Origin of the sequence: Proteus sp. G2300, from assembly GCF_009915965.1 — a bacterium.
Lineage (GTDB): Bacteria > Pseudomonadota > Gammaproteobacteria > Enterobacterales > Enterobacteriaceae > Proteus > Proteus vulgaris.
In genome coordinates this window covers 259,274-273,341 of record NZ_JAABNK010000025.1, presented here as the reverse complement: position 1 = coordinate 273,341, position 14,068 = coordinate 259,274, and the positions used below count along the sequence as shown (strand labels likewise).

The following is a 14,068-nucleotide window of genomic DNA, read 5'->3' as shown; positions in this document are numbered from 1 at the left end:
CCTATTTCATTTCTAAAAAATAACAAAGCCTCTTTAATGAGGCCTTGTTATTGTCCAAACTATTTTACATTAATACTTTTCAAAGTTTTCTTGGATCTTCGCAGGATCTTGAGTTTGTGTGAGTGATAATTGTAATAATACTCTCGCTTTTTGTGGGTTCAGGCGTTCTGATGCCACAAAACCGTATTTCGCATCATCAACTTCGCCATTTTGTGTCGTAAAACCTACTGGAACACGACTTGCACGAACTACGACAACACCTTTTTTAGCGCCATCGGCTAAAGTATCAAAAATATCAGTATATAAATTACCGTTACCCACACCTGCGCTCACAATGCCTTTGTAGTCATTATCAATAAAGGCTTTAGCCGGTAAATCTGATGCATTTGAGTAGTTATATACGATACCAACCTTAGGTAATTCAGTCAGTTTACTTACATCAAAGATTGGCTTATCGGCACGAGGTAATGCGGCTGTATAAAAATGAACTTTTCCGTTGTGTACATAGCCTTGAGCCCCTGCATTAATAGGTTGGAATGCTTGTACTTCCGTTGTATTCATTTTCACAACATCTTTACCACTGATAACCGAATTATTCATAGTGACCAACACACCACGATTTTCAGACGCTTTATCACTGGCAATCACAACCGCATTAAAAAGATTCAAAGGACCTTCAGCGCCTAATGCCGTTGCAGGACGCATTGCACCAACCATAACAACCGGTTTTTTACAGGCTGTTGTTAAATCCAGAAAGTAAGCCGTCTCTTCCATGGTATCCGTACCATGAGTAATCACAAACCCGTCTGTTTTATCACAATCTGCATTAATTTTATTAGCCAGCTTTAGCCATACTTGGTCATTCATATCTTGAGAACCAATGTTAACGACTTGCTCACCTTTTAAATTGGCCACTTTCTTAGCCTCAGGTACGGCATTAATCAGCGTATCAATACCTAATTTACCCGCTGTATAACTTGATGTTGTTGCTGAATCGCCACCACCAGCAATAGTGCCCCCGGTTGCTAAAATGGTCACATTAGGTAAGGCGAAAACAGAACCACTGACTACAGCTAATAAACTGGCAAGCAATGTTTTTTTCATCATCGAACTGATCCCTTATGAGTTTATAAATAAATCCAATTATGATGATTTGTTCTCATTAATTCCGTGATTAATCAAACGTATTTATTAAAAAAACTCATATATTAAATAATTAATTAGTAATGAATATGGTTAGTCTGTTCTAAATGAGAGAAATTATTAGTGCTTAACAGGGGATTTCAGTATCATGTTCCCCTAACTATCACCCGCAAAATATTAATGAAACCTGCCATGTCACAAACATTCATTCCTGGCAAAGATGCCGCACTGGAAGATTCTATCGCTAACTTTCAGAAAAAATTAACCGACTTAGGCTTTAACATTGAAGAAGCTTCATGGTTAAACCCCGTTCCTAATGTCTGGTCTGTTCATATTCGCGATAAAGATTGCCCTTTATGTTTTACTAATGGTAAAGGTGCTAGTAAAAAAGCGGCTTTAGCCTCTGCACTGGGCGAATATTTTGAACGTCTTTCAACAAACTATTTCTTTTCTGATTTCTGGCTAGGTGCTGATATTGCAGAAGGTGAGTTTGTTCACTATCCAAATGAAAAATGGTTCCCACTTACAGATGACGATTCAGTACCAGAAGGCTTACTAGATAGTCGTTTACGTGAGTTTTACGATCCTGAAGGTGAATTATGTGGTAGCGAATTAGTCGATCTACAATCGAGTAACCATGATCGTGGAATTTGTGCCCTACCATTTATACGTCAATCTGATGAAAAACCTGTTTTTATTCCTGTAAATATTATCGCTAACTTGTATGCCTCTAACGGTATGTCAGCGGGTAATACAAAAAATGAAGCTCGAGTCCAAGGACTTTCAGAAGTTTTTGAGCGCTATGTAAAAAACCGCATTATCACCGAAAGAATCAGCTTACCTGAAATTCCTAACGAAGTTTTAGCTCGCTACCCTGCAGTTATTGAGGCGATTGAAACATTAGAACAAGAAGGTTTCCCAATCTTTAGTTTTGATGCCTCTTTAGGGGGGCAATTCCCTGTTATTTGTGTCGTGTTATTTAACCCACAAAATGGAACTTGCTTCGCTTCTTTTGGCGCTCATCCTGATTTCGGTGTGGCTTTAGAGCGTACCGTCACTGAGTTATTACAAGGCCGTAGCCTTAAAGATCTTGATGTTTTCAACCCACCAAGCTTTGATGATGAAGAAGTGGGTGATCACACCAACCTTGAAACACACTTTATTGATTCAAGTGGTTTAATTAGTTGGGATCTATTTAAAAAAGAGGCCGATTATGCTTTCACAGATTGGGATTTCAGTGGGACAACCGAAGAAGAATTTCATACCTTAATGGCGCTGTGCCAACAATGTGATGCTGAAGTCTATATTATGGATTACTCACACTTAGGCGTTTATGCGTGTCGTATTTTAGTACCTGGTTTATCGGATATTTACCCTGCAGAAGATCTACAATTAGCCAATAACATTATGGGTGTACATTGGCGCGATACTATTCTTTCATTACCAACAAGCGAAGGCACAAAAGAAGAATATTTATCACTTATCAGTCAATTTGATGAAGATGGTTTAGACGACTTTACTCGTATCAGAGAAATGATTGGTATTGCACCGGGTAAAGATAATGGTTGGAGCCATCTACGTGTCGGTGAATTAAAATCCATGCTTGCACTTGCGGGGGGCGATCTTGACCAAGCGCTTGTTTGGGTTGAATGGACTCAAGATTTCAACGCTTCTTTATTTACGTCAGAACGCCAAAATTATTATCGTTGCTTGCACAATCTCTTATTATTACAACAAGAGACTGAACGTGAACCCGCACAATACATGTATGCATTCTCTCGTATGTATGGAGAAGAAACATTACAAGCAGCCTTAAACGCAATGCAAGGTAAACAAGCATTTTATGGTTTACAGCCTATTGATGCCGATTTAACAAATTTACCTATTCATCAGTCACTACTTGCTGCTTATGAAAAATTGCAAAAAGCAAAACGTCAATCGAACAAATAAGCCTATTTTATTTAAGATGATTTATTAAATAAACACTCAATTTAACTGAATAATAAGCGCGTATTTGAATTAAAACACTCTATTGAAAAGTAGAGTGTTTTATTTTGCTAAAAATAAATTTTTGACAAATATGTCAACATGACAAATATGTCACCTGACAAAATTGTCAAAATATGGCAAAAGTGACGAATTATGACATTTAATATGACGCTACAAATAAATATTGAATTTTTCAACCAAGAATATTACTTAAATATGGTTTAAATTGCTATTTGTTTAACCAGATCTCAAAAAAATAAAAACCTTATTTTTATAATGGTTATATGTCTGGAGTAATCAATAATGATTAACCACAAATAAAGTAATGTTTATATTTATGGCAAAAGTAAATAAGGCGTTAAATTTGATTTTTAATTCTTAACATACGAGGTCTAAATAATACTTTATCTTTACTTTTTACTTTATTTATCCAGCTAGTCTAAAATTTTTTGATAATTTTTAAAAAAATTTTTTATTTTATTAATCAAATAGTTATAGCATAAACAACGGGTTTTTACGCACTAAAAACGGGTTTCTAATGAGCGACCATGATCCATATCAATTTTAGAAGTAAGCCCCTTTGCTACTATTATTGCGTGCTATAATTATTCCAACATATAAGAGAGTGTTAGTATGAAAGCTGACAGCCCTTTTAATTTATTATCACCTGCTGATATGGCAAAATTTGCCGATGATGCATGTTGTTATAAAGCAAATAAACATATTCCAACGACTTACTTATCTGCATTTACTGCGGGAATGTTTATATCAATTGCTTTTGTTTTTTATATTACTGCTACTACAGGCACCGCATCTGTTCCATTTGGGCTGGCTAAATTAGTTGGCGGGATCTGCTTCTCTCTGGGGTTAATGCTCGTTGTCGTTTGTGGCGCGGACTTATTCACCTCAACTGTTCTGACTATTATTCCTAAAGCAACTGGACGTATATCTTGGGGCAAAATGTTTGCTAACTGGATAAATGTCTATCTTGGTAACTTCGTTGGCGCACTCTTTTTTGTCGCATTAATGTGGTTTGCGGGCCAACATATGGCTGCAAATGGGCTTTGGGGGCTAAATGTTTTACAAACAGCACAACATAAAGTTGAACACACTTTTATTGAAGCCGTCTGTTTAGGTATTTTAGCTAACTTAATGGTTTGTCTTGCAGTATGGATGAGCTATGCAGGTCGTACACTTATTGATAAGCTTTTTGCACTGATATTACCTATCGGTATGTTCGTTGCTAGCGGTTTTGAGCACAGTATCGCTAACATGTTTCTTATTCCATTAGGTATTGTTATTAAGAATTTTGCACCCACAGAATTCTGGACTAAAGTAGGTGCATCACCCGAACAATTTTCAAATTTAACGGTATCAAATTTCCTCTCTGATAATTTATTACCAGTCACTATCGGTAACATTATTGGCGGAGCAGTCCTAGTCGGTCTGGTATACTGGTTAATGCATCTGCGCGGTGACAAACATTAATCCGTGCAGGTATGACTGATTTCTTAAGTTCCATTGTAAAAAGGTAGAAGTATCATGTCTGATTTAAATGAAAAATTTGCTGAAGCATGGAAAGGTTTTTCTGAAGGTGAATGGCAGAACGGTGTTAACGTTCGTGATTTTATCCAAAAAAACTATACTCCATATGAAGGCGACGAATCTTTCCTAGCAGGTTCCACTAAAGCAACTGATACACTTTGGGAACAAGTTATGGAAGGCATCAAAATCGAAAACCGTACGCATGCGCCGGTTGATTTTGATACTTCTGTTGCTTCAACTATCACATCTCACGATGCAGGTTACATCGCTAAAGATTTAGAACAAATCGTAGGTTTACAGACTGATGCACCTCTGAAACGTGCGATCATCCCATTCGGTGGTATCCGTATGGTTGAAAGTTCTTGCCACGCTTACAACCGTGAGCTGGATCCAGAACTGAAAAAAATCTTTACTGATTATCGTAAAACTCATAACCAAGGCGTTTTCGATGTTTATACTCCAGACATCTTAAAATGCCGTAAATCTGGTATCTTAACTGGCTTACCAGATGCTTATGGTCGTGGCCGTATCATCGGTGACTACCGTCGTGTTGCTCTGTACGGTATCGACTTCCTGCGTAAAGACAAATTCGCTCAATTCACTTCTTTACAAGAAAGAATGGAAAAAGGCGAAGATCTGGAAATGACTATCCAACTGCGTGAAGAAATCGCAGAGCAGCATGCTGCTTTAGGTCAAATCCAAGAAATGGCTGCGAAATACGGTTACGATATTTCTCGTCCTGCTCAAAACGCAAAAGAAGCAGTACAATGGACTTACTTCGGTTACTTAGCTGCTGTTAAATCTCAAAACGGTGCAGCAATGTCATTTGGTCGTGTATCTACGTTCTTAGATATCTACATCCAACGTGATATTGAAGCAGGTTTACTGACAGAAGAACAAGCTCAGGAATTAATTGACCACTTAGTCATGAAGTTACGTATGGTTCGTTTCTTACGTACGCCTGAATATGATGAACTGTTCTCTGGTGACCCAATCTGGGCAACAGAATCTTTAGCAGGTATGGGTTTAGATGGCCGTACTTTGGTAACTAAGAATACTTTCCGTTTCTTAAATACCCTATACACAATGGGTCCATCTCCTGAACCAAACATGACCATCCTGTGGTCAGAACAACTGCCTATCAACTTCAAAAAATATGCAGCAAAAGTCTCAATCGATACTTCTTCAATCCAGTACGAAAATGATGACTTAATGCGTCCTGACTTCGACAGCGATGACTATGCAATCGCATGTTGTGTTAGCCCAATGGTTGTTGGTAAACAAATGCAGTTCTTTGGTGCTCGTGCAAACTTAGCGAAAACCTTACTGTATACCATCAATGGTGGTGTTGACGAAAAACTGAAAATCCAAGTCGGTCCAAAACATGCGCCAATCATGGATGAAGTCTTAGACTTCGATACTGTGATGAACCAAATGGATCACTTTATGGATTGGTTAGCAACTCAGTACGTAACTGCACTGAACGTTATCCATTACATGCACGACAAATACAGCTATGAAGCAGCACTGATGGCACTTCATGACCGTGATGTATATCGTACAATGGCATGTGGTATCGCAGGTCTGTCTGTTGCTGCTGACTCACTGTCTGCTATCAAATACGCAAAAGTTTCTCCAATCCGTGATGAAAACGGCTTAGCAGTTGACTTCAAAATTGATGGCGAATACCCACAATTTGGTAACAACGATTCTCGTGTAGATGACATCGCTTGTGACTTAGTCGAACGTTTCATGAAGAAAATTCAGAAACTGCGTACATACCGTAATGCGGTACCTACACAGTCTATCCTGACTATCACGTCAAACGTTGTTTACGGTAAGAAAACAGGTAACACTCCAGACGGTCGTCGTGCAGGCGCACCATTCGGACCAGGTGCTAACCCAATGCACGGCCGTGACCAAAAAGGTGCAGTTGCATCACTGACTTCAGTTGCTAAACTGCCATTTGCTTATGCAAAAGACGGTATTTCTTACACCTTCTCAATTGTACCTAATGCATTAGGTAAAGATGATGATGTTCGTAAAGCGAACCTTGCAGGTCTAATGGATGGTTATTTCCACCACGAAGCCGGTATTGAAGGTGGCCAACATCTGAACGTTAACGTGATGAATCGTGAAATGCTGTTAGAAGCAATGGAAGATCCTGAGAAATATCCTCAGTTAACTATCCGTGTTTCTGGTTATGCAGTTCGCTTTAACTCACTGACTAAAGAGCAACAGCAAGACGTTATCACCCGTACATTTACACAAACAATGTAATAAAGATAACTATATGCATTTATTTACTGAGAAAGTAGATAAAATCGCTTAGAATAAAGGCCCCTACTTTGGGGCCTTTTTATCTAGACAGTTTTGGAGTAACCCTGTTATGTCCGTACTTGGTCGTATCCACTCATTTGAATCCTGCGGTACTGTTGATGGTCCCGGAATACGTTTCATTGTTTTCTTTCAAGGATGCTTAATGAGATGCCTCTATTGTCACAACCGTGACACATGGGATACTCATGGTGGGCAAATCGTCACAGTTGATGAATTAATGAAAGAGGCGGTTACCTATCGTCATTTTATGAATGCTTCTGGTGGCGGTGTTACTGCTTCTGGCGGCGAAGCGATTTTGCAAGCAGAGTTTGTGCGCGATTGGTTCCGCGCATGTCAAAAAGAAAATATCCATACTTGCTTAGATACTAACGGCTTTGTTCGTCGTTATGATCCGGTTATTGATGAATTAATGGATGCCACTGACTTGGTGATGCTCGATCTAAAACAAGTCAATGATGAAATTCACCAAAAATTAGTAGGTGTATCAAACCAGCGTACACTTGAGTTTGCGCGTTATTTAGCAAAACGAGGCCAAAAAACATGGGTTCGTTATGTGGTTGTACCGGGTTGGTCTGATGATGATGATTCTGCTCATCGTTTAGGCGAATTTATTAAAGATATGAAAAATATTGAAAAAGTAGAACTACTGCCTTACCACGAACTCGGCAAACATAAATGGGTAGCTTTAGGCGAAGAATACAAATTAGATGGTATTCATCCACCGTCAAAAGAGACGATGGAAAATGTAAAATCTATTCTTGAGTCTTACGGCCATAAAGTCATGTATTAAGTTTTTCTACTTAGTGTTAATTTAGGAAGCAGCGCATTAAAACGCTGCTTTTTTGTTAATCAAACCTAAATATCATTGATATTAAAAGAGTTGCTTTGTTGTCTTCTTTTTCACCTTTTCTATTTTTCTTTAGGTTATTTTTAGAATAACGGTCTTAAACGTAATATCCCTTCTATTAAATCTATCATCTTTATTTCATACTTCTTATGCAAAGATTAAATAAACAATTAAATGACTAGCAAATAAAAGTAGGCTTTATAAGATTATCCCTAACCTATATTAGGTTTAATACAGTTGATTAATAACAAAACAAAAAGATATTATAGAGGGCTTATATTTATAAACAAAAATATTGGGATTAAGGTACAGGAAATGGAACAAGATAACAATTCATCGCAAACTCAGCCACAAGAGGTCTTTACACCTATTCCTCAAGCACGAGGTGCCTCTGGCGGGGTGCGTTGGTTAGGGCTAGGATGGGATTTAATAAAAGAACGTTTTTGGATGTGGATAGGCGTTATTATTATCTACTTTATTGTAAGTCTTATTATATCAACCATTCTTGGATTTATTCCGCTAATTGGCCCGATCATCTCACCTTTTGTTACTACTGTATTAGCCGCAGGTGTCGTAGCAATTGCTCATCAGCAGTATGAAACCCAGCGAATTGATGTCGATACCTTATTTGTAGGTTTCTATAACAAACGTTACCTTAGTTTAATGGGAGCGTATGGCATCAGTTTTCTCATTTTATTAGCGGGCATCATTCTTGCCATTCTCGTCAGCAGTGCTGCTATGATGGATATTTTTTATGCTATCAATAGCGATTACCCCGAAGAGATTATTGCTGAAATGATGATGGATAACTCATCCGGATTTATATTGTTTTTTATTATTATCGCTATTTTTGGTGCGTTGAGTACAGCAGCTTATTGGTTTGTTCCTGCGCTTGTATTAGTCAATGGTTATAAAGCATTCCCTGCGGTTAAAGCGAGTCTTTCCGCGGTAAAAATAAATTTATCTGGCGGTTTTTTCTTCTTTCTTTTACTGTTCTTTATTATCGCTATTAGTGTTATTCCATTTGGTTTAGGGTTACTGATTACCATCCCTCTTTCTTATACGGCAATGTATGGTTCTTATCGTGATGTGTTTTATCACCATAATATAGGAAATCAAGGAAATAACGGTGGTATCAATGGAAATGGTACAATATCCCTAAATAAAACCGCTGAATCCAATATTGGGAAATTAGTAAGTTAATCTTTAATTAATACAAAATAAATAATCATCAACCCCCTAATATTTGATCAATCAACATTAGGGGTTTTTTATATCAATAATATCTTAATATTGAAACTAAAAAAATTTCAATAGTAGGCAATCTGATGCTCTCAAGATATGCTTATTGACTTCCTATTATGGGCGTATTTTTATTTGATAATAAATTAATTTATTATCAACTTCTTCAAAGTTAATCTCATATTCATTTTTCCACAAAAAAACTCTCTGATTTATCTTGAATATGAGGTGGCGCTAAATCATGTTTATTTATGTATCTGCTATTATGCTATAGAAAAAACAGCAATAATAAAATAGTGATCGTAATGTAATACGATCACATCAAATAGTTAATAAAATAACTTACTGCTAGCTTTACACTTTTTCTTCAGCTAGCAAAGGGATTTTTATTATCATAAGATTTATTATAAATTGCGTCAGACATTAAATAGTCATAAATATCATCAACAATCTCAATGCCTTCACTTTCACTTCTCTGTTCTTCTATTTGGCTATTTTCACCAGGATAAAGGACTTTTTCGACATTAGGCGCTGGCTTAATCGCATTTAACTCCTTCATCACTTGTGAGATATGCTCTCTAAATAAAATGGTATCAGTGAAAAAAGCGGGATTAATGACAATATGTAATTGGCCTAACTCTCGTCCTTGCGTTAAATCGTGATACATCGAGCTGACATGTTTACCAAAAGGAAGCCCAAGCAAAATACCTGACAACACATCGACCATCATCATCAAGCCATAACCTTTCGGGCCAGCAATAGGCAATAAGCCTTTTACCGCAAAAGGATCTGTCGTAGGTTTACCGCTTTCATCTACCGCCCAAGTATCAGGAATATCAACACCGCGTGAACGTGCATCAAGTACTTTTCCCCACGCCTGTACCGTTGTCGCCATATCGAATGTTATATGTTTATCCCCTACGCCTGGGGCTGAAAACGCGATAGGATTAGTGCCGTAATACACTTCAGAACCACCAAAAGGAACAACCATGGGATCAGATTGGCAAAGTGAGATCCCAATCATCCCTGCTTGAGATGCTTGCTCAACAAAATAAGAAAGTGCACCACTATGGCCTATTCGCCTGACTCCCACAACAGCAACACCCTTATCTTGTGCCATTTTGATAGCACGCTCCATTGCATCTTTAGCTGCAACATGCCCAGCACCATTATCACCGTCAAATACAGCGCTACAAGGCCCTGTTTCAGTATAAGTAAAGTTAGGTGCAGTATTTGTGCCACCTTTGCTAATGCGCTCTGCATAATACTCTACTCGCACAGCACCATGAGAGTGAATACCTTTGGCATCAGCATGAACTAAGACATCAGCCACCGTATCTGCATGTACTTCATTTAGCCCTGCATGATGTAATTTGTTTTTAATTAATTGATGTAACTGTTGTTTAGAAACTATCATAGAATATGCTCTTTTGTAGGGTTCTATTTAAATAGAAACGTCATAAATAATCGAGGTTAATTCGAGCGATAGGTCTAATCTAACAGCATAAATAGGATCTGCCGTGATCAATTTAACCAATAGCGGATTGCATTATATTTTTATTTAATCTTACTCTATTTAGTAAGAATTTTTTAATAATCATCTATTTTTTCTCCACTTCATAACTGTATTTAGATAATATTAAAAATTATAAATTTTCATACATTCCTTTTGATCATTTAAATCTATTTCGGTAGTCTGTGGTAACAATTAAAATTTGTATAATAAATAAAATGATAAATAAAGAAATATTAAAGAACTTAAAGTATTTTGAAAAAAAACCATTAATTCATCATATTAATTATTCTCTAACTGAAGATGCTGAAAAAAACATATTAAATGGTTGGTTACCTGCATGCATGGAAGAGAAATGGCTTTCTTATAGTATAGAAAACTGTGTCTATATTCACCGCAGTTGGAGTGGACATTTGATGTATAAATTTACTATTCATAATAAAACTATTGATTATATAGAAATTGCAATGGACGATTTTGTTAATATGGAAAATGAAAGAAAAATAGAGATCTTTTTCTCTCTATTGCCCTATTTATCTGAACCTCATTGAAGTATTGCGTATTAAATAAGTCATTAACGATATAACTTCTGATCTTTTGATCCCTTTCTATAATACTATGAAAACAAAAACCCCCTGCCTAAGCAGAGGGTTAAATTATAAATATTCAATTAATTAGATAATAATTAACCAATATATTCTAAACCGTTCATATAAGGACGTAATACTTCTGGAATTTCAATACGGCCATCAGCCATTTGATAGTTTTCCATGATTGCGACTAAAGTACGACCTACTGCTAAACCAGAACCATTTAATGTATGAACCAGTTGAGTTTTCTTATCACCTTTAGAGCGGAAACGTGCTTGCATACGACGAGCTTGGAAATCCCACATGTTTGAGCATGAAGAGATTTCACGGTAAGTATTTTGAGCCGGAACCCAAACTTCTAAGTCGTAAGTTTTACGTGAACCAAAACCGATATCACCAGTGCAAAGCACAACTTTACGATATGGCAGATTCAGTAATTGCAACACTTTTTCAGCATGGCCTGTTAGCTCTTCTAATGCTTCCATTGATTTTTCAGGGTGAGCAATTTGAACGAGCTCAACTTTATCAAATTGGTGCATACGGATTAAGCCACGAGTATCACGGCCATAAGAACCAGCTTCTGAGCGGAAACATGGCGTATGAGCTGTCATTTTCAGTGGTAAGTCGTCTTCATCAAGAATAACGTCTCTTACCATATTGGTAACAGGTACTTCTGCTGTTGGAATAAGCGCGTATTGGCTTTCTGCTTCTTCTTCTAACGGTTTAGTGTGGAATAAGTCTTCACTGAATTTAGGTAACTGACCTGTACCGTACAGAGTTGCGTGGTTAACCAAGTAAGGAACATACATTTCTTGGTAGCCGTGCTCTTCGGTATGCAGATTCAGCATAAATTGTGTGATAGCACGATGTAAACGTGCAATTTGACCTTTCATCACAACAAAACGCGAGCCAGTAATTTTCACCGCAGAAGCAAAATCTAAACCATCAGTCAGCTCACCTAAAGTCACATGATCTTTTAATTCGAAATCATAAGTCTTTGGTGTACCCCAACGAGAAACTTCTACGTTTTCGCTATCATCTTTACCATTTGGCACAGCATCATCTGGCATATTAGGAATAGTTAAAACGTAATCACGAATTTCAGCTTGAAGTACTTCAAGTTCTGCTTTTGCAGCTTCAAGTTTTTCACCTAACAGGTTAACTTCCTGACGAAGTGGCTCAATATCTTCACCACGCGCTTTTGCCGCACCGATGGACTTCGATCGAGAATTACGTTCTGCTTGCAGGGATTCAGTTTCAACTTGTAACACCTTACGGCGTTCTTCTTGTTGACGGATTTTTTCCACATCGAGGGTGAACCCCCTGCGAGCCAGTTTTTCGGCGACCGCGTCTAGCTCATTACGCAGTAGATTTGGATCGAGCATGCTTATCCTGTGCTTATTGATAGATTAATAAAAACCTTCTCTCCTATCTTATAAAAAAGATATCTGAGACAAGGCATAGTTAAGAAATTAATGATAATTTAATAACCTTACCGCATCTTTACATTTTGCGATAGCGTTTTGTAACACTATTTTGATCTTGTTGAGAAAGCCAGTCTAATTTCTCTGCAACCTTGATCTCTAACCCTCTTTTTACTGGGTAATAATACTGCGTATTGGCCATTTCTTTAGGGAAATAAACCTCTCCTGCTGCATAAGCATTAGGCTCATCGTGAGCATAACGATACTCAGCGCCAAGCCCCATTTCTTTCATGAGTTTTGTCGGCGCATTACGCAAATGTTCAGGCACATCATAATCAGGTTTACTTTTGGCATCGGCAATAGCTGCTTTAAATGCCGTGTAAACCGCATTACTTTTTGGGGCGCAAGATAAATATACGATAGCTTGAGCAATCGCACGTTCGCCTTCCGCGGGCCCAACACGTGTAAAACAATCCCATGCTGCAATAGCGACTTGCATCGCGCGAGGATCAGCATTCCCCACATCTTCAGATGCTATTGCCAATAAGCGACGAGCAACATACAGGGGATCCCCCCCCGCAGTAATGATCCTTGCATACCAATAAAGCGCAGCATCAGGTGCTGAACCTCTTACTGATTTATGTAACGCAGAGATAAGATCGTAAAAGCGATCACCTTTATTATCAAAACGTGCACTACGTTCACCACTAATTTCTGCCAATAATGCGGGTGTCAATGTGCGTTTTCCTTGGCTATCCACTTCGGCAATATCCGCCATCATTTCAAGCAAATTTAACGAACGACGCGCATCACCATTCACAAGCTGTGCAATCATTTTGCGTGTATCATCTGGTAAGATAATATTACGCCCACCTAAACCTCGTTCTGGATCATCCAGCGCTTGTTGTAGCACTTGCTCTATATCCGTTTCGGTTAACGAACGTAATAGATAAACTCTTGCTCTAGAGAGCAACGCCGAATTTAATTCAAAAGAAGGATTTTCTGTTGTTGCACCAATAAAAGTGATCGTGCCATCTTCAATGTGAGGCAAAAAGGCATCTTGTTGGCTTTTATTAAAACGGTGAACTTCATCAACAAACAAAATTGTTCTACGCCCTGCATTGCGGTTTTGGCGCGCAATTTCAATAGACTCTCTGATTTCTTTAATACCCGATGTTACCGCAGATAATCGCTCTATATCAGCTTGTGCATAGCGACCAATTATCTCAGCAAGGGTTGTTTTCCCCGTGCCTGGTGGCCCCCATAAAATCATGGAATGCAATTGTCCCGCCTTAATAGCTCGAGGTAATGGTTTACCTTCCGCAAGTAAATGCGTTTGTCCGATATATTGTTCCAATGTTTCAGGTCGCATTCTTGCGGCAAGAGGTTGGAATTCATTGCGTGAAAAATCGAGTGATAAATTACTCAAAGTATC

At 38.0% G+C, this 14,068-nt stretch carries 10 protein-coding genes; 6 read left to right on the top strand and 4 right to left on the bottom strand.

All coding sequences use genetic code 11. The annotated features are described in order from the left end of the window. Window positions 1-69: 69 nt before the first annotated feature. The gene (gene ansB, locus GWI97_RS17270) at window positions 70-1,107 is read right to left on the bottom strand and encodes an L-asparaginase 2 (RefSeq protein ID WP_082239477.1); all 1,038 of its coding nucleotides are present in this window, start codon (window positions 1,105-1,107) and stop codon (window positions 70-72) included. A 228-nt stretch (window positions 1,108-1,335) separates the two neighbouring features. Here ansB and ycaO point away from each other — a divergent pair, with 228 nt between their 5' ends. The 5 genes from ycaO (at window position 1,336) to GWI97_RS17245 (ending at window position 9,067) form a co-directional block, all read left to right on the top strand. Further along, entirely contained in the window at window positions 1,336-3,093 is a 1,758-nt protein-coding gene (gene ycaO / locus GWI97_RS17265; protein WP_036938120.1) for a 30S ribosomal protein S12 methylthiotransferase accessory factor YcaO, read from the top strand. A gap of 672 nt (window positions 3,094-3,765) precedes the next feature. Beyond that, entirely contained in the window at window positions 3,766-4,620 is an 855-nt protein-coding gene (focA, locus tag GWI97_RS17260; RefSeq protein WP_036938122.1) for a formate transporter FocA, read from the top strand. A 54-nt stretch (window positions 4,621-4,674) separates the two neighbouring features. Beyond that, entirely contained in the window at window positions 4,675-6,957 is a 2,283-nt protein-coding gene (pflB, locus tag GWI97_RS17255; protein WP_036938125.1) for a formate C-acetyltransferase, read from the top strand. 109 nt (window positions 6,958-7,066) lie between these two features. Then, entirely contained in the window at window positions 7,067-7,807 is a 741-nt protein-coding gene (gene pflA / locus GWI97_RS17250) for a pyruvate formate lyase 1-activating protein (protein ID WP_036938126.1), read from the top strand. A 372-nt stretch (window positions 7,808-8,179) separates the two neighbouring features. Further along, complete coding sequence (locus GWI97_RS17245; RefSeq protein WP_036938129.1) at window positions 8,180-9,067, top strand: BPSS1780 family membrane protein; 888 nt, start codon at window positions 8,180-8,182, stop codon at window positions 9,065-9,067. A 406-nt stretch (window positions 9,068-9,473) separates the two neighbouring features. Here the strand turns inward: GWI97_RS17245 and allD are convergent, their stop codons facing one another. Next, window positions 9,474-10,523, bottom strand: a complete 1,050-nt coding sequence (allD, locus tag GWI97_RS17240) for an ureidoglycolate dehydrogenase (protein ID WP_036938131.1) — start codon at window positions 10,521-10,523, stop codon at window positions 9,474-9,476. Window positions 10,524-10,804: 281 nt separating this feature from the next. Between allD and GWI97_RS17235 the strand changes: the two genes are divergently transcribed. Then, on the top strand, window positions 10,805-11,170 hold the full coding sequence (locus tag GWI97_RS17235) for a hypothetical protein (RefSeq protein ID WP_226905403.1): 366 nt from the start codon (window positions 10,805-10,807) through the stop codon (window positions 11,168-11,170). A gap of 134 nt (window positions 11,171-11,304) precedes the next feature. Here GWI97_RS17235 and serS read toward each other — a convergent pair whose 3' ends face one another. Both serS and GWI97_RS17225 read right to left on the bottom strand, forming a co-directional pair. Beyond that, a complete protein-coding gene (gene serS, locus GWI97_RS17230) occupies window positions 11,305-12,594 on the bottom strand; it encodes a serine--tRNA ligase (protein WP_036938133.1) in 1,290 nt (429 codons plus the stop codon). Between the two features lie 118 nt (window positions 12,595-12,712). Continuing rightward, window positions 12,713-14,062 (bottom strand): replication-associated recombination protein A, encoded by a 1,350-nt coding sequence (locus GWI97_RS17225; protein ID WP_036939078.1) that lies wholly within the window; start codon window positions 14,060-14,062, stop codon window positions 12,713-12,715. Between the last annotated feature and the right edge of the window lie 6 nt (window positions 14,063-14,068).

Bases quoted from the DNA above. Each gene is read 5' to 3' on its own strand.
- focA (WP_036938122.1), top strand. From the start codon at position 3,766: ATGAAAGCTGACAGCCCTTTTAATTTATTATCACCTGCTGATATGGCA.
- pflA (WP_036938126.1), top strand. From the start codon at position 7,067: ATGTCCGTACTTGGTCGTATCCACTCATTTGAATCCTGCGGTACTGTT.
- pflB (WP_036938125.1), top strand. From the start codon at position 4,675: ATGTCTGATTTAAATGAAAAATTTGCTGAAGCATGGAAAGGTTTTTCT.
- GWI97_RS17245 (WP_036938129.1), top strand. From the start codon at position 8,180: ATGGAACAAGATAACAATTCATCGCAAACTCAGCCACAAGAGGTCTTT.
- allD (WP_036938131.1), bottom strand. From the start codon at position 10,523: ATGATAGTTTCTAAACAACAGTTACATCAATTAATTAAAAACAAATTA.
- ycaO (WP_036938120.1), top strand. From the start codon at position 1,336: ATGTCACAAACATTCATTCCTGGCAAAGATGCCGCACTGGAAGATTCT.
- serS (WP_036938133.1), bottom strand. From the start codon at position 12,594: ATGCTCGATCCAAATCTACTGCGTAATGAGCTAGACGCGGTCGCCGAA.
- ansB (WP_082239477.1), bottom strand. From the start codon at position 1,107: ATGATGAAAAAAACATTGCTTGCCAGTTTATTAGCTGTAGTCAGTGGT.